We start from the raw sequence: 16857 nt of genomic DNA on the forward strand, positions 1-16857 counted from the left end.
TCTGACCACGGGCCCTCTGACCACGGGCCCTCTGACCACGGGCCCTCTGACCACGGGCCCTCTGACCACGGGCCCTCTGACCACGGGCCCTCTGATCACAAGCGCTCAGGACGGGAGCGACTCAGGACTGGAGCGACTCAGGACGGGAGCTCAGCACGGGAGCGCTCATGACAGGAGCGCCCACGGCGCGAGCCGGCGCCCGGAGCCGGGCCAGGGTGCCCCGCCCGTTCAGCGCACCTCGATGAACGCCGACGCCTCCCGCTCCGGTCGCGGCTTCGGTGCCGCCGCCGGCCGTCCCACGGCCACCGCCCCCATCGGATCCCACGACTCCGGCAGCCCGAGGACCTCACGCACCACCTCGCGGCAGAACATCGTCGAGGACACCCACGCCGACCCGAGCCGCTCGCCCGCCAGCGCCACCAGGAAGTTCTGGACACCCGCGCCCGCCGCGACGACGAACATCTCGCGCTCCGCGGCGTCCCTGCGCTCGTCGCCGTAGTGGTGCGAGCCGTCCATCACCAGGCACGGCACCACCAGATACGGCGTGTTCCGCAGCACGTCCCCGCGCTTGATCCGCTTCGCGACGGACTCCTCCGACTTGCCGTCGCGCCGCAGATCCGCGATCCAGGCCTCCCGCATCGCGTCCAGCAGCCGCAGCCGCGAAGCCTCCGATTCGAGCAGCACGAAGCGCCACGGCGTCGTGTGATGCGGCGCGGGCGCCGTCACGGCCGCGGCGACCGCGCGCCGGACCGCGCCCGGGTCCACCGGATCGTCCGTGAACTCCCGCACCGTCCGCCGCAGCGTCACCGCTTCCCGTACCGCCTCCGACGTGCCGAGGCGGAACATGTCGTCCTCGGCGCCCCGCACCAGCGCCGCCGCGCCGTCAGTCGTCCCGGCGACGACGTGGGGGAGGCCGCGGACCACGGCCACCGGCAGCCCGGCCGCCTTGCCCTTGACCAGGTCGCCCGCCGCTGCCAGCTCGTCCGCCGTGGCGACCACGGTCGCGCTCAGCGGATTCCCGTGCGCGTCGACGCCACCCCGCAGATCGTCCAGGACCTGAACTCCCGCCGCCCCGATCGCGACATCGGTGAGCCCGGTGCGCCAGGGCCGCCCGAAGGTGTCCGTCACCACCACACCGACCTCGACACCGAGGGTGTCCCGCAGCCCCTCACGGATACGGACCGCCGACGCGTCGGGGTCCTCGGGCAGCAACAGCACGGTTCCCGCAGCGGTGTTGGAGGCGTCGACCCCGGCCGCGGCCATGATCAGGCCTTGCCGGTTCTCGACGATACGGAGGGTGCCGCGCCGGGCCACCACCCGCACCGTCTCGGTGTCGATGGCCTCCTCCCGCGAGTCCGCGGCGATGATCCGGCCCTCGGCCTTGGAGACGATCTTCGACGTGACGAGCAGGACGTCGCCGTCCACCAGCCCCGGTTCGGTGGCCGCGATCAGCTTCGCGATGTCGTCGCCCGGCCGGACCTCGGGCAGCCCGGGCAACGCCCAGACGCGGTAGGACGGATGCGGATACGTCATGCCCGCACCTCCTCGGCGAGCGCCAGCGCCTCACGCGCCATCGCCGCCGCGGTCTCGATGCCGGTCATCATCAGCGGCACGGCCTTGCAGCGGATCCCTGCCTCCTCGACGTCCGCCACGGCCCCCGCGTCCACGGTGTCCACGAGCCAGCCGTCCAGCAGCCCCGAGCCGTAGTGCTTCGCCACCGCCGCCGCCGTCGACTCGACCCCGACCGCCGCCAGCACCTTGTCGGCCATGCCGCGCACCGGCGCGTCCCCGACGATGGGGGAGAGGCCGACGACGGGGACGCCCGCCTCGGCGATCGCCTCCCGGATGCCCGGCACCGCGAGGATCGTCCCCACGCTCACCACCGGGTTGGACGGCGGGAAGATGATGACGTCGGCCGCGCCGATCGCCTCCAGGACGCCCGGCGCGGGCTTGGCCTGCTCGGCGCCCACGGGCACGACGGCCTGGGCGTCGACGGAGGCCCGCAGCCTGACCCAGTACTCCTGGAAGTGGATGGCCTTGCGCTCGCCCTCGACATCGACGGCGACATGCGTCTCGACGCGGTCGTCGGACATCGGCAGCAGCCGCACCCCGGGCTGCCACCGTGCGCACAGCGCCTCGGTGACGGCGCTCAGCGGATAGCCCGCGCCCAGCATCTGCGTACGGACGATGTGCGTGGCGAAGTCACGGTCGCCGAGCCCGAACCACTCGGGGCCCACGCCGTACGCCGCGAGCTCGCTCTTGACCTGGAAGGTCTCGTCCGTACGTCCCCAGCCCTGCTCCTCGTTGATGCCGCCGCCGAGCGTGTACATCACCGTGTCGAGGTCGGGACATACCTTCAGCCCGAACAGATGGATGTCGTCACCGGTGTTGCCGATGACCGTGATGTCGGCTTCGGGGGCGGCCGTCTTGAGGCCACGCAGGAAACGAGCACCGCCGATACCACCGGCCAGAACCACAATGCGCATGGGGACAGTCTGTCAGCCGAAGGCTGTTCCCATGAGGGGTGGTGGGAGGGGCGACGGGAGGGGCGACGGGAGGGGCGTCAGGCGGCGACGGCATCCTGCCGGGCCGGGGAGCAGTGGGCCGTGTGCATCGGCATCTCGGTCAGGCCCGGGAAGTAGATGTGCAGACTGACGGCCGGTTCGAGCGAGTCGTTGACCACCTCGTGCACATATCCGGGCGCGAAGACGCGCTGGGCGCCGACGGCCAGGGACCGGGAGGCGGTGGCCGTCCGCTCCGTCAACTCGCCATCGAGGACGGTCAGTACACCGGACGAGCGGCCGTGGTCGTGGAGTCCGCTGCCCTGGCCGGGGACCCAGGAGAGCAGCCAGACCTCGTAGCCGGGGCCGGTGCGCAGCCGGTGGTACCAGCGGGTGGTGGCGTCGTACTGGACGAGGTGTGCCCACTGGGCGGGGTCGGCGGCGATGGAGCGGGCGAGGCCGGCGAACTCGGCCACGGTCGCCGGGTGCTCGCGGGCGGGCTGGAGGAGGTGCTGAACCTCGAGGATGTCGCCGGCGATCTGGAGGTCGCTGTCGCTGTTCATGGGTGCGGTGGTTCCTCGGCAGAAACGGGAAGGTCAGTGCTGGGGTGTCGCGAGTCTCCGCCCGGGGCGGAGTGGGGAGAGCTGGAGCGCTACGGCATCAACAGCTGGAACAGCAACAGCAACAGTGAGCCTGGACAGCGCTGCGGAACCCACGGGTCGCGTGGGCCGCGGAGGGCGCTGTGGTCGCTGGCATGCATCCAAAGGTGACCAACGCAGTCCCAGATGTCAACTCAATGCCCGATTTGGTGGCAATGTTTCACCTCATCCGGTTACTCCGGTCGGAGAAAGGTTTGTGCAGTGATGGGACCGGAGACATGGCGCAGCAACCGCGCTCTTAAACGCCGTTGTGTTCTCGTGATCAGACTGTGATCCGGATCGCTTGTGTGGCTGGATCGCAACAGGATCGAACCGCGCGACGTCCTCCCTCGTGAGGACCGGTTGATGCCGGTGCCGGACCGAGGGTCGGAGGGGGTGCGGGCAGGCCAGTAGTAAGTGTCTTGGTTTTTGGTGATTTGCACACTTTCCGCATACGTTTGGTTCTGCAGAGTGAATACGGGGCTCAATAGCAGATCTCGGCTTGACTGGCCCGGATCCACACACTTGTAATTTCACTCGTGTCGTTCGGCCGAAATCGGTACGGCTCACGGCCACATCACGGGGACGCAAAGACGGACGAGGGGCGCACATGACCGAGCTGTTTCAGCAACTGCTGGTCGAGGACGCGGACGAGGAACTCGGCTGGCAGGAGCGCGCGTTGTGCGCCCAGACCGACCCCGAGTCCTTCTTCCCCGAGAAGGGCGGTTCGACCCGCGAGGCCAAGAAGGTCTGCCTCGCCTGCGAGGTCCGCTCCGAGTGCCTCGAATACGCCCTTGCCAACGACGAGCGATTCGGTATCTGGGGCGGCCTGTCCGAACGTGAGCGCCGCCGCCTGAAGAAGGCCGCGGTCTGAAGAAGGCCGCGAAGAAGGCCGCCGTCCGAAGAAGGCCACGGCCCGAAGAAGGCCGCCGTCCGACGAGGGTCGCCGTCCGACCGATCCGGGGTTTCGCCCCCAGACCCCCGGTCCTCAATCTCCCCCTATGCCCCTGCGGGCGTGGGGGCCCCGGACCCGCTGGAACATCCGGCCCGTCCGGCGATTGAGGCGCGGGGTTCGGGGTGGAGCCCCGAGAAGTGTCCACAGGCGGCGGACCGTCTCCCTGCCAGCCGTTAGTGTGGGGCCCCGTCCCAGACGCTCCAGCGCCCCTCGCGGGGCGACCCCGGCCGGAGGGCCCGTACCTCAATGTCCGCCACCACTGCGGAGTTTGTTCCCGCCACCCCGCCCGAGTTCCCGCAGCATGTCGTCACCGCCGTGCTCGTCTCCCACGACGGTGCCCGCTGGCTGCCGGACGCGCTCGCCGGGCTGCTCGGCCAGGAGCGCCCCGTACAGAACGCCGTCGCGGCCGACACCGGCAGCGCCGACGACTCCGCCGCGCTGGTCACCGAGGCACTCGGCGCCGACCGGGTGCTGCATCTCGCCCGCCGCACCGGCTTCGGTGCCGCCGTCGACGAAGCCGTCCGCACCGCGGGCGTGCTCACCCCCGACGACCTGCCGTACCTGAAGCGGCCCAGCGGCTGGGACCCGGTGAGCAGGACCTGGCGCGACGAGGCGTACGACATGCCGGAGCTGCCGTACGGCGAACCGGTCCAGTGGCTCTGGCTGCTCCACGACGACTGCGCTCCCGCCCCCGACGCCCTCGCCGAACTGCTGCGCGTCGCAGACGCAGAAATGTCCGCCGGACACACCCCGGCGATCATCGGCCCGAAGCTGCGCGGCTGGTACGACCGCAAGCAGCTCCTCGAAGCCGGCGTCTCCATCGCCAACAGCGGCCGTCGCTGGACCGGACTCGACCGCCGCGAGCAGGACCAGGGCCAGCACGACCAGGTCCGCTCCGTCCTCTCCGTGTCCTCCGCGGGCATGCTCGTCCGCCGCGACGTCTGGGAGGAGCTGGGCGGCTTCGACCGGCGGCTGCCCCTGATGCGTGACGACGTCGACCTGTGCTGGCGCGCCCACGCCGCCGGCCACCGCGTCCTCGTCGCTCCCGGCGCCGTCCTGCGCCACGCGGAGGCAGCCGCCCGCGAGCGCCGCACCGTCGACTGCGCCGGTCGCTCGGTCACCAGCCCGCACCGCGTCGACAAGGCCGGCGCCGTCTACACCCTGCTCGCCAACGCGCGCGGCGCCGCCCTCCCCTTCGTTCTGCTCCGCCTCGTCCTCGGCACCCTGCTGCGCACCCTGGCCTACCTCGTCGGCAAGGCCCCCGGGCAGGCCGTCGACGAGGTCATGGGCCTCTTCAAGACCCTTCTGCGGCCGGAGAGGATCCTCGCCGCCCGCCGCAGACGGAGAAGTCCCGGAAAGAGCACAGTCGAGGCGAGCGAACTGCGGCCGCTCTTCCCGCCGCACGGCGCCACGATCCGCGCCACCGTCGAACAGATCGCGAGCAGTCTCGGCGCAGGCAGTGACTCCGACTCCGGAGGCTCACGGCACGGCGCCGTCGAGTCCGGACCGGGCGGCGACGACGCGGACTTCCTGGAGATCGAGCAGTTCGCCCGGCTCAAGCGGATCGCCCGCAAGCCGGGACCCGTGCTGTTCGCGGTCCTCCTGATCGTCTCCCTCGTCGCCTGCCGCGGACTCCTCGGCAGCGGGGCGCTCGCGGGCGGCGCGCTGCTGCCCGCACCCGCCGACCTGTCCGACCTCTGGGGCCGGTACGCCGACGGCTGGCACCCGCTCGGCACGGGCGGTACGCAGACGGCGCCCCCGTACCTCGCCGTCCTCGCGGTCCTGTCCGGTCTCTTCCTCGGCTCGACGGGCTTCGCGCTCACCCTGCTTCTCGTCTGCTCGGTGCCGCTCGCCGGCGTCACCGCGTACTTCGCCTCCCGGCCGCTGATCGAATCCCGGCCGCTGCGCGCCTGGGCGAGCGTCGCCTACGCCTTCCTGCCCGCCGCGACCGGCGCGCTCGCCACCGGGCGGCTCGGCACCGCGGTCCTCGCGATCGTGCTGCCGCTGATCGCCCGCGCCGCGGTCGCGGCGTACGGACTGGCCAACGGGGACGGCAGGGACGGAGCGCGCGGAAGCTGGCGTGCCACCTGGGCGTACGCCCTTCTGCTGACCTTCGCGATGGCCTTCACCCCGATCGTGTGGCCCGTCGCCGTAGTCCTCGGTCTCGCCGGCCTCGCACTGCGGCATGACGACATCACCGCCTACGGGCTGCGCTTCCTCGCCGCCGTCGGCACACCGCTGCTGATCCTCGCTCCCTGGTCGCTGTCGCTGCTGACGAGCCCCTCCGGCTTCCTCCGCGAGGCCGGGCTCGAGTTCGGCACGGGCGCCGCCTCCCCGCTCGACCTCCTCGGCATCAGCCCCGGCGGCCCCAAGGCCCTCGGCGGACTGCTGCTGACCGGGATCGTCCTGGCGGCGCTCGCGGCCCTGCTGCGCGGCGAGCGGCAGTTCGCGATCCGTACCGCCTGGGCCGTCGCCCTCGTCGCCCTCGTCTTCGCGGCTCTCGCCAACGGTTCGGGCTGGGCAGGACCCGCCACCCTCGTCTACGGCATCGCCCTGCTCGCCGCCACTGTGCTCGGCGCGGAGGGCGCCCGGGAGCGGGTCGCCGCCCAGAGCTTCGGCTGGCGCCAGCCCGTGGCCGGGCTGATCGCCCTCGCCGCGGGAGCCGCCCCGCTGCTCTCCGCCGCCGCATGGATGATCAGCGGCGCCACGGGCCCGCTGGACCGCAGCGACCCGGTGCAGGTCCCGGCGTTCGTCGCGGAGGAGAGCGACACCCGCGACCAGCCGCGCACGCTCGTACTCGGCGGTTCGTCCCCGGCCAAGGTGTCGTACGCCCTGGTCCGCGGCTCCGGCGGCCGCCTCGGCGACGCGGAGCTGACCGAGGCCGGCGGCACCGACGCCCGCCTCGACAAGGTCGTCGCCAACCTCGTCGCGGGCTCCGGCGCCGATCAGACCAGCCAGCTCAGCGGCTTCGCGATCCGGTACGTGCTCGTACGGGACGGCGCACCGCGACAGATGAGCCGCGTCCTCGACGCCACCCCCGGCCTTTCGCGGCTCAGCCAGCTCGACGGCAGCGCACTGTGGCGCGTGGACCGTCAGGTCGCCCGTGCGGTCATCGTCAACGGCAAGGAGGAGCCGCTGCCCGTGGCCGCCGGCCCCGTCGAGTCCCACGCAAAGATCCCGGCCGGCGCGTCCGGGCGGGTGCTGCGCATCGCGGACCGCGCGGACGACGGCTGGCAGGCGACGCTGGACGGCCGCGCGCTGAAGAAGACCACGGTCGACGGCTGGGCGCAGGGATTCGAACTCCCCGCGGAGGGCGGCCGGCTCGACCTCACCTACGAGGACCCGACGACCCACACCGCCTGGATCTGGACGCAGGGCGCGCTCGCCCTCGTCCTGCTCGTGCTGGCCCTGCCCGGCAGGCGCCGCGAGATCGACGACGACCTGCCCGAGGAGGAGGCCGCGATCCCGGCCCAGCCCGTCGAGGGCGAGGGCCGCCGGGCCCGCAGGCTCCGTGCGGCGCAGGCCGCCGCGGAGGCGGACGAGGCCGTGGGGCAGGACCCCGCGTCACAGCCGGATTCCGAGCCGGACCCGTACGCGGCGGTACCGCACCAGCAGCAGTACGGCGGCGACGCCGAGTGGGACGGCCGGACGTACACGGATGCGGGTGCGGGATCCGGCGGGGGTGCGGGCGAGGGTGTCGGCGCGGGCGTCGGCGCCGGTGAGTACGCGTCGTACGCGAACGACCAGTACGCCGACCCGTACGCCGCGCAGCCCTACCAGGACGCCCAGCAGCAGTACGCGTACGGAGAGCCGCAGCAGTACGACCAGCAGCAGCCGCCGCAGCAGTACGACCAGCAGCAGCACGCCCAGCAGTACGACCAGCAGTACGGCCAGCAGCAGTACGGGCAGTACCCGGACGACCCGTACCGGACGGGCCAGTACGACCCCTACGGCTACGAGACCGAGCAGCGTCCCGACGGGAGCAGCAACCAGTGAACCGCACGACCCTCTCGCTCCTCGCGGCCGCGACGGCGCTCGCCGCCGTGACCGGATTCGCCGCGCTCAGCGCGCCGGACGGCGGTGCGGCCGCCGAGGCGAAGGCACCGGCCCGGCTGCCGGTCGAGCGCTCCAGCCTGCTGTGCCCGGCGCCTGCGACGTCCGACATCGCGGAGACGACGTACACGTCCTTCACGCCCGCTGCGCAGGCGGCCGGATCGGCCGGATCGAGCAATGACGCGGAGGGCACGGCGGAACTGAAGCCGTCCGTGACGACCTTGACGGACCCGGACGACGGGGACGAGAAGGACGAGAAGGACGAGAAGAACGGGGACAAGGCCAAGGCCGGGGACAAGGCCAAGGCGGGCTCGGCGAAGAAGCCCGCGGCGGACAAGGCCGTCGTCACCCTCAAGGAGCCCGGCAAGCCTGTCGGCGCCGAGGCGAGCGGCGGCGACGCTCCCGCGCTCATCGGCTCCGCTGGCGGCAGGCTCGCCCCCGGCTGGACCACCCAGCAGACCACCACGGTCACCGCGGGCAGCGGCCGCGGCGTGCTCGGGGTCAGTTGCACCGCACCGGACACCGACTTCTGGTTCCCGGGTGCCGGCATCGCCAAGGACCGCCTGGACTACGTCCACCTCACCAACCCGGACGACACGGGCGCCGTCGTCGACATCGAGCTCTACGGCAAGGAGGGCGCCCTCAAGACCCAGCTGACCGAGGGCATCCCGGTACCGGCCGGGGCGAGCGTCCCCGTGCTGCTGTCCACCCTGACGTCCGCCCCCGCCGAGGACGTGACGGTGCATGTCACCACGCGTACGGGCAGGGTCGGCGCCGTGGTGCGGGGCGCCGGCGAGAAGACCGGCAGCGACTGGCTTCCCGCGTCCACCGACCCGTCCGGCACGCTCGTGTTGCCCGGCATCCCGGCGGACGCGACGTCGGTACGGCTGGTGGCGTTCGCGCCGGGCGACGACGACGCCGATCTGAAGGTGCGGCTGGCGGGCCCCTCCGGCACGATCACCCCGGCCGGCAACGAGACGTTGCGCGTCAAGTCGGGGATGACGGCGTCCGTCGAACTCAAGGACGTCACCAAGGGCGAGGCGGGCTCACTGCTCCTCGTCCCCTCCCAGAGCGGTCGGGCGACCCCTGTGGTCGCGGCCCTCCAGGTCACCCGGGGCAAGGGCGACAAGCAGGAGATCGCCTTCATCCCCGCGACCGCACCCGTGCGGGAGCGCGCCACCGCGGCCGACAACCGGGCCAAGGGCTCGGTGCTCTCCCTGACCGCGCCCGGCGAGACCGCCCAGGTCAAGGTCACGGCCTCGGCGGGCACCGGGGCGGGCACCCCCGTCTCCAAGACGTACACGGTCAAGGGCGGCACGACTCTCGCGATCACCGCCCCGCCCGTCCCGGCCGGCCTCAAGGGCTCGTACGCGCTGACCGTCGAACCCCAGCCGGGCGGCGGCCCGGTCCACGCGGCCCGGACGCTGCTGCTCCCGCAGGACGGCATCGAGATGTTCACCGTCCAGACGCTCCCGGACGACCGGGGTCTGGTCGAGGTCCCGGAGGCGGAGCAGGACCTGTCGGTCCTGGAGGACTAGGCCGGTCCTGTCCGTTGGTCCTGTCCGTACCGCGGGTCGACTAGGGCCTGTCCGGTGGATCAGGCTGGGCTCGCGGCGTCATGCGACTCCGTCTCCTGCGTTGTCGTCAGTCGGCATGGCTCCGCCATGACTCCTTCCTCCGCCTTGGATCCGAAGCCGCATGACGCCGCTCACTGATCCAGCCTGATCCACCGGACAGGCCCTAGTCCTGTCCGTACCGCGGGTCGACCGACTCGGGGGAGAGGCCGAGCAGGTCCGCGACCTGCTCCACGACCACCTCGTGGACGAGCAGCGCCCGCTCGTCGCGGTTCTTGGTGCGGATCTCGACCGGCCGCCGGTAGACGACGATCCTCGCCGGGCGCCCCTTGTCGGCCGGGGCCGAGCTGCCCAGCGGCACGGTCTCGTCCGGCGACCCCGGTACCTCCAGCACCAGGAACTCCACCTCGGCCAGCTGGGGCCAGCGCCGCTCCAGCCGCTCCACCGAATCCTGTACGAGATCGCGGAAGGACTCCGCGCGGCTGGCGGAGAGCGGTACCTGAGGCGGTGCGACGGGCCCGCGCATTCCTCGGCCATGGCGGTCGCGGCGGCGCGGCCTGGGCTCGGTCGGGCGGGGCGGTACGGGACTGTCCATCACTGACGCAGCGTAGCTCTCCGGACCCCGCACGCATCGCGGCCGCGAGCCCGTCCCACGGCATGTCGTCACCCCGCCCGGCGACCTGGCGCCACCCGGGCGTGCGGCATGGTGCCCCTCCTGCGTGCGGTATGTCGCCGCCCGATCGCGCGGAGTGCTTCCGCCCCGCCCGGCGGCATGTCGTTTATTGAACATTCCAGCCAAGCTTGGGCTCGATTCCAAGCCTCCGCTCGATCACCGCTCTCGCCGCGATTGACGCGATTTGTGTCGAGCGATGACCGGATGACGCACCGCCGCCGGCCGTGCGCTTCTCCTCCCGTGCAGGTCAGGGCAGTTGCCCGAAAGGCGCCTGTGCCGGACCTCACAGCACGACACGGTGGAGTGACGTGGTGGAGAGTCGTCGCGGCCCGCTCAAGAGTGCGGTACCGTCCAACGTCGTGAGCCCTGTACGTCGCTGTTCGCGCACCGCGTGCGGCCGCCCTGCCGTCGCGACACTGACGTACGTCTATGCCGATTCGACCGCGGTCCTCGGCCCCCTCGCCACCTATGCCGAGCCCCACTGCTACGACCTGTGCGCCGAGCACAGTGAGCGCCTCACCGCGCCGCGCGGCTGGGAGGTCGTACGGCTCGCGGACGCCTCCGGCCCGAGCCGGCCCAGTGGCGACGATCTCGAAGCGCTGGCGAACGCGGTCCGGGAGGCGGCCCGCCCCCAGGAGCGGGCGGCCGGTGCGGGCGGCGGCCCCGGTGTCCGCAGGTCGGAGCCGATGGAGGTCGGACGCCGCGGCCATCTCCGCGTGCTGCGTTCCCCCGACTCCTGAGCCGCGTTCGGACGCCTCCGCATCCGTACGGCCCTCGGTCCGGAGGGGTTGCCTGCCGCCTCAGCTTCTGCGGGTAGTTTGAGGCGACCGCAGAAAATTCAGGAGGGTTGGGCCGTGGCTGCTTCTGCTGCTGCTGATCTGTCGCAGATCGTGAAGGCGTACGACGTCCGCGGGGTGGTGCCCGATCAGTGGGACGAGTCGCTCGCCGAGCTCTTCGGCGCCGCCTTCGTCCAGGTGACGGGCGCGGACGCGATCGTCATCGGCCATGACATGCGGCCGTCGTCGCCGGGGCTCTCCGAAGCCTTCGCCCGCGGCGCCGCGAACCGCGGCGCGGACGTCACCCTGATCGGGCTGTGCTCCACGGACCAGCTGTACTTCGCGTCGGGGCGATTCGGGCTGCCCGGCGCGATGTTCACGGCCTCGCACAATCCCGCCCAGTACAACGGCATCAAGCTCTGCCGGGCCGGCGCCGCACCGGTCGGCCAGGACTCGGGCCTCGGTGAGATCCGCGCGCTGGCCGAGAGCTGGCTCGTCGAGGGCGCCCCGGCCCCCGTACCGGCACCGGGTTCGGTCAGCAACCGCGACACCCTCACCGACTACGCGGCCCACCTGCTGTCCCTCGTGGACGTGGCGTCGATCCGCCCGCTGAAGGTCGTCGTGGACGCGGGCAACGGCATGGGCGGCCACACGGTCCCCACCGTGTTCGCCTCGCTGCCGGTCGAGCTCGTGCCGATGTATTTCGAGCTGGACGGCACGTTCCCGAACCACGAGGCCAACCCGCTGGACCCGAAGAACCTCGTGGACCTCCAGGCCCGGGTCCGTGCCGAGGGCGCGGACATCGGCCTCGCCTTCGACGGCGACGCCGACCGCTGCTTCGTCGTCGACGAGCGCGGAGAGGGTGTCTCCCCGTCGGCGATCACCGCACTGGTCGCCGCCCGCGAGCTGGCCAAGCACCCCGGCGGCACGGTCATCCACAACCTGATCACCTCGTGGTCCGTCCCCGAGGTCGTACGCGAGCAGGGCGGCAAGCCGGTCCGCACCCGTGTCGGCCACTCCTTCATCAAGGAGGAGATGGCCCGCACCGGCGCCATCTTCGGTGGCGAGCACTCGGCCCACTACTACTTCCGCGACTTCTGGAACGCCGATACGGGCATGCTCGCGGCCCTCCACGTCCTGGCCGCCCTCGGCAACCAGGACGGCCCCCTCTCCGAGCTGGTCGCCCGCTATGACCGCTACCGCGGCTCCGGCGAGATCAACTCCACGGTCGCCGACCAGACCGCACGGACCGTCGCGGTCCGCGAGGCCTTCGCGTCCCGGGACGGCGTCACGACCGACGAGCTCGACGGCCTCACGGTCGCCACCGACACCTGGTGGTTCAACCTCCGTCCGTCCAACACGGAGCCTCTCCTCCGCCTGAACGTGGAGGCTCGCGACGAAACGACGATGGCGGCCATCCGGGACGAGGTCCTGCAGCTGGTGCGGGGGGCCTGACAAGCCGTGGCGGCCCGGGGCGCGACCAACTGCCCCGGGCCGACTGTCCCGGACCAACTGCCCCGGACCAACTGCCCCGGGCCGACTGTCCCGGACCGACAGCCCCAGGCAGTCGGTCGCGCCACATGCCCGTGGGGCTCCCGCCACATGCCCCTGGGGATCCCGCCATGTGATCGTGGGGCTCCCGCCACGTGACCGCGCGACTGTGGGGACGCGAACGTGGGGACATGAACCCTCTCGTCCGGGTGGGGCGACCCGCAGCCGCCGCCGGAGGCATGGGCCGCCACGCCGAGCCGCGCAGGCCGCCCCCCAGCGGTAGGCTGACGTGGCCCAAACCGCATGTTCGAAGGGACACCCCCATGCCGCTCGAAGCCGGTCTCCTGGAGATCCTCGCCTGCCCGGCCTGCCACGCCCGACTGAGCGACCAGACGGCGACCGACACTCCCGAGCTGATCTGCACCGGCAAGGACTGCGGCCTGGCGTACCCCGTCCGGGATGACATCCCCGTCCTCCTCGTCGACGAGGCCCGCCGCCCCGCGTAACCCGTCCGCGTACCCCGCGCCCCGCGCACCCGCACGCGCACACGCACGTGTACGTCGACGATCGGAGGCCCACCCCATGCTCGACGAGTCACTCCTCGACGCTCCGGAAGCCCTGGCCCGCGCCGACCGCCGCGGTCTGCTCCGCGGCGCCGCGGAGGCCGGGGCGCGCGTACGCACCGCCGCCCGGCACGCCGCCGAGGCCGGGATCGCCGAGCTGAAGCCCGAGGGCCGCCCCCGCGCCGTCCTCATCGCGGGCCCCGGCACTGCCGCCATCGGAGTGGCGGACCTGCTCGCCGAGCTCACCGGCCCCACCGCCCCGGTCACCCGCCTGCACCCCACCGGTGTCGCCCCCGCCGCGGGGGCCCTGCGCTGGGCGCTCCCCGGCTGGGCGGGCTCCGTGGACCTCCTCCTCATCGCCACCACCGACGGTTCCGAGCCCGGCCTCGCGCTCCTCGCCGAGCAGGCCTACCGCCGTGGCTGCACCGTCGTCGCGGTCGCCCCGCAGCACTCCCCGCTCACCGAGGCCGTCGACAACATCCACGGCATCGTGGTGCCCATGGCGACCGCCCCGTACGAGCTGTACGAGGAGACGCAGGCGGCGGCGAGCCCCGGCGCGTTCTGGGCTCTGTTCACGCCGCTCCTCGCGCTCCTCGACCGCGTCGGTCTCATCTCCGCGCCCCCGGACGTCCTCCAGAGCGTCGCCGACCGCCTCGACCGCATCGCCGAACGCTGCGGCCCGGCCATCGCCACGTACAGCAACCCCGCCAAGACGCTCGCCGCCGAGCTGGCGGACACCCTCCCGATCATCTGGACGGAAGGCACGGCCGGTCCGGTCGGCCGCCGGTTCGCCGCCGTACTGGGCGAGCTCGCCGGCCTTCCCGCCCTCGCCGCCGAGCTCCCCGAGGCGCTGCCGGCCCACGGCGTCCTCCTCGCCGGCGACTTCGCGGCCGGCGCCGACCCGGAGGACTTCTTCCGGGACCGCGTGGAGGAGCAGCAGGCGCTGCGTGCGCGCGTCCTGCTGCTGCGGGACCGTACGGACGACGGCCTCACCGCCGCCCCCGCCGCACGTGAACTCGCGCTCAGCCATGACACCGCCATCAGCGAACTCGAGCCGGAGGAGGGCAGCGCCCTGGAGACGCTGGCGGAGCTGCTGGCGGTGACCGACTTCGCGGCCGGCTACCTGGCGTTGGCGACGAGCGGCCACGCGTAGCGAGTCACCGGAGACCCGCGGCGCGCCACTCCCACACCAGAACGTGTCCCGACGCACTGCACCGTGCCCCGACGCACCGCAGTAGCCGGCACCAACGCACCGCACCAATGCACCGCACCGACACGCCGTTCCGACACGCCGCACCGACACGCCGCACCGACACATCGCTCTGACACAGCGCGAAGGGACCCCATGGACCGCCTCTCCAACACCGTGCGCCCCTATGCCTGGGGCTCCACGACCCTCATCCCGGAGCTCCTCGGCACCGCCCCCACCGGCGAGCCGCAGGCCGAGATGTGGATGGGCGCCCACCCAGGTGCGCCTTCGCAGACCGACCGCGGCCCTCTGAACGACGTCATCGCCGCCGACCCCGTACGCGAGCTCGGCGCGGCATCCGCCGACAAGTTCGGCCCCCGCCTGCCATTCCTCCTCAAGCTGCTCGCCGCCGGCGCCCCCCTCTCCCTCCAGGTGCACCCGGACCTCGCCCAGGCCGAGGAGGGCTACGCCGCCGAGGAGCGCGCGGGCATCCCGATCGACGCGCCCCACCGCAACTACAAGGACGACAACCACAAGCCGGAACTGATCTGCGCCCTCACCCCCTTCGACGGACTGTGCGGCTTCCGCCCGCCCGTCGAGGCCGCGGATCTCATCGCGGGCCTGGACGTCGACTCCCTCAAGCCGTACGTCGACCTCCTCCACGCCCACCCCGAGGAGGCGGCCCTCCGCGAGGTTCTCACCGCCGTCCTCGCCGCCGACCCGGAGGAGATGGCCCACACCGTCACCGAGGCCGCCGCCGCCGCGGAACGCCTCGGCGGCCCGTACGCCCCGTACGCCACCCTCGCGCACCACTTCCCCGGTGACCCGGGCGTCATCGCCGCCATGCTGCTCAACCACGTACAGCTGCAGCCCGGCGAGGCCCTCTTCCTCGGCGCCGGCGTCCCGCACGCGTACATCAGCGGCCTCGGCGTCGAGATCATGGCCAACTCCGACAATGTGCTGCGCTGCGGACTGACCCCCAAGCACGTCGACGTCCCCGAACTCCTCCGGGTCGTCCGCTTCGAAGCGGGCGACCCGGGCGTGCTGCGCCCCGAGGCCTCCCTCTCCGGCGAGGAGGTCTACGACACCCCGATCGACGAGTTCCGGCTCTCCCGCTACGTCCTGTCGCCGCACGCCGCTCCCCGGGACGTGACTGCCGCGACCCCGCAGATCCTGCTGGCCACGGCGGGCCGGCCCACGGCGGGCGAGATCACCCTCGCCCCGGGGGAGTCGGTCTTCGTCCCGGCGGGCGAATCGGTCGAACTGTCCGGTACTGGCACGGTCTTCCGTGCCACAGTGGTGGCCTGACGCGCCGTCCACATCAGCTGCTGCAACAATGTCCCGCCGTGCCGAGGCCCTGCCTCGACGCGAGCAAGAACATCAGGAGCTTCGAGGAAGGACACCCTGCACCCATGAGCGCGTCAGGCGGAACCAAAGCGATCGTGGCGGCGCTCGCCGCGAACCTCGCGATCGCGGCAGCCAAGTTCGTGGCGTTCCTCTTCAGCGGCTCCTCGTCGATGCTCGCGGAGAGCGTCCATTCGGTCGCCGACTCCGGCAACCAGGGCCTGCTGCTCCTCGGCGGCAAGAAGGCCAAGCGCGAGGCGACACCGGAGCACCCCTTCGGCTACGGGCGCGAGCGCTACATCTACGCCTTCCTCGTCTCGATCGTCCTCTTCTCGGTCGGCGGCATGTTCGCGATCTACGAGGGCTACGAGAAGATCAAGCACCCGCACGAGATCAGGGACTGGTACTGGCCCATCGGCGTTCTCGTCTTCGCGATCATCGCCGAGTCGTTCTCGTTCCGTACGGCCATCAAGGAGTCCAACCCCCTGCGCGGTCAGCGCTCCTGGAAGGAGTTCGTCCGCCACGCCAAGGCTCCTGAGCTGCCGGTCGTCCTCCTCGAGGACCTCGGCGCGCTCGTGGGTCTGATCCTCGCGCTCGGCGGTGTCGGGCTCGCCCTGCTCACCGGCAACGGCATCTGGGACGGCATCGGCACGCTCTGCATCGGCATTCTGCTGATCCTGATCGCGCTGGTGCTCGCGGCCGAGACCAAGTCCCTGCTCCTCGGCGAGGCGGCCGGCACGGAGGACGTCGAGAAGATCAAGGCGGCGATCGTCGACGGCACCACCGTCACCCGCATCATCCACATGCGTACGCTCCACCTCGGTCCGGAGGAGCTGCTGGTGGCCGCCAAGATCGCCGTGCGGCACGACAACACGGCCGCCGAGGTCGCGGCCGCCATCAACGCCGCCGAGGACCGGACCCGTTCCGCCCTGCCGATCGCCCGGGTCATCTACCTGGAACCGGACATCTACAGCGAGGAGGCCGCGGCGGCCGGTGTGAACCCGGCGAAGTCCCCGGGCGGCCCCGGCCCGGACCTCGGCCACTGACGTACGCGCGGAGACCCGTGGACACGGAGGCCCCCGGACCGAGCTGATCGGTCC

13 protein-coding genes are annotated in these 16857 nt (G+C 72.3%); 9 read left to right on the plus strand and 4 right to left on the minus strand.

Going from position 1 to position 16857, the window contains the following annotated elements:
• Positions 1-228: 228 nt before the first annotated feature.
• The 3 genes from ACWGI8_RS21775 to ACWGI8_RS21785 form a co-directional block, all read right to left on the minus strand.
• Positions 229-1533 carry a coenzyme F420-0:L-glutamate ligase gene (locus ACWGI8_RS21775; RefSeq protein ID WP_453663139.1) on the minus strand — a complete coding sequence of 435 codons (1305 nt, stop codon included), beginning with the start codon at positions 1531-1533 and terminating at the stop codon, positions 229-231.
• Positions 1530-2486: a 2-phospho-L-lactate transferase gene (gene cofD, locus ACWGI8_RS21780; protein ID WP_453663141.1), complete on the minus strand. Its 957-nt coding sequence runs from the start codon at positions 2484-2486 to the stop codon at positions 1530-1532. Before cofD ends, ACWGI8_RS21775 begins: the two co-directional genes overlap by 4 nt.
• Positions 2487-2563: 77 nt before the next feature.
• A complete protein-coding gene (locus ACWGI8_RS21785) occupies positions 2564-3064 on the minus strand; it encodes a cysteine dioxygenase (protein ID WP_453663142.1) in 501 nt (166 codons plus the stop codon).
• A gap of 685 nt (positions 3065-3749) precedes the next feature.
• Here ACWGI8_RS21785 and ACWGI8_RS21790 point away from each other — a divergent pair.
• The 3 genes from ACWGI8_RS21790 to ACWGI8_RS21800 all read left to right on the plus strand — a co-directional run bounded on the left by ACWGI8_RS21790 (position 3750) and on the right by ACWGI8_RS21800 (position 9685).
• A complete protein-coding gene (locus tag ACWGI8_RS21790) occupies positions 3750-4013 on the plus strand; it encodes a WhiB family transcriptional regulator (RefSeq protein WP_017945871.1) in 264 nt (87 codons plus the stop codon).
• 327 nt (positions 4014-4340) lie between these two features.
• The gene (locus ACWGI8_RS21795; protein WP_453663144.1) at positions 4341-8090 is read left to right on the plus strand and encodes a glycosyltransferase; all 3750 of its coding nucleotides are present in this window, start codon (positions 4341-4343) and stop codon (positions 8088-8090) included.
• Positions 8087-9685, plus strand: a complete 1599-nt coding sequence (locus tag ACWGI8_RS21800; RefSeq protein ID WP_453663146.1) for a DUF5719 family protein — start codon at positions 8087-8089, stop codon at positions 9683-9685. Before ACWGI8_RS21795 ends, ACWGI8_RS21800 begins: the two co-directional genes overlap by 4 nt.
• A gap of 202 nt (positions 9686-9887) precedes the next feature.
• Here the strand turns inward: ACWGI8_RS21800 and ACWGI8_RS21805 are convergent, their stop codons facing one another.
• Positions 9888-10316, minus strand: coding sequence for a metallopeptidase family protein (locus ACWGI8_RS21805; protein ID WP_453663158.1), 429 nt, complete (start codon positions 10314-10316; stop codon positions 9888-9890).
• Positions 10317-10705: 389 nt separating this feature from the next.
• Here ACWGI8_RS21805 and ACWGI8_RS21810 point away from each other — a divergent pair, with 389 nt between their 5' ends.
• The 6 genes from ACWGI8_RS21810 to ACWGI8_RS21835 all read left to right on the plus strand — a co-directional run bounded on the left by ACWGI8_RS21810 (position 10706) and on the right by ACWGI8_RS21835 (position 16803).
• Positions 10706-11134, plus strand: a complete 429-nt coding sequence (locus ACWGI8_RS21810) for a DUF3499 domain-containing protein (RefSeq protein WP_453663148.1) — start codon at positions 10706-10708, stop codon at positions 11132-11134.
• Positions 11135-11248: 114 nt separating this feature from the next.
• Complete coding sequence (locus ACWGI8_RS21815) at positions 11249-12625, plus strand: phosphomannomutase/phosphoglucomutase (RefSeq protein ID WP_453663149.1); 1377 nt, start codon at positions 11249-11251, stop codon at positions 12623-12625.
• 359 nt (positions 12626-12984) lie between these two features.
• Positions 12985-13167, plus strand: coding sequence for a Trm112 family protein (locus tag ACWGI8_RS21820; RefSeq protein ID WP_453663151.1), 183 nt, complete (start codon positions 12985-12987; stop codon positions 13165-13167).
• Positions 13168-13243: 76 nt separating this feature from the next.
• Complete coding sequence (locus ACWGI8_RS21825) at positions 13244-14377, plus strand: SIS domain-containing protein (RefSeq protein ID WP_453663153.1); 1134 nt, start codon at positions 13244-13246, stop codon at positions 14375-14377.
• A 192-nt stretch (positions 14378-14569) separates the two neighbouring features.
• Positions 14570-15721, plus strand: coding sequence for a mannose-6-phosphate isomerase, class I (gene manA, locus ACWGI8_RS21830; protein ID WP_453663155.1), 1152 nt, complete (start codon positions 14570-14572; stop codon positions 15719-15721).
• A gap of 104 nt (positions 15722-15825) precedes the next feature.
• Positions 15826-16803: a cation diffusion facilitator family transporter gene (locus ACWGI8_RS21835; protein ID WP_453663157.1), complete on the plus strand. Its 978-nt coding sequence runs from the start codon at positions 15826-15828 to the stop codon at positions 16801-16803.
• The last annotated feature ends 54 nt before the right edge of the window (positions 16804-16857 follow it).

The sequence above is a fragment of the Streptomyces sp. NPDC054841 genome, from assembly GCF_053611045.1.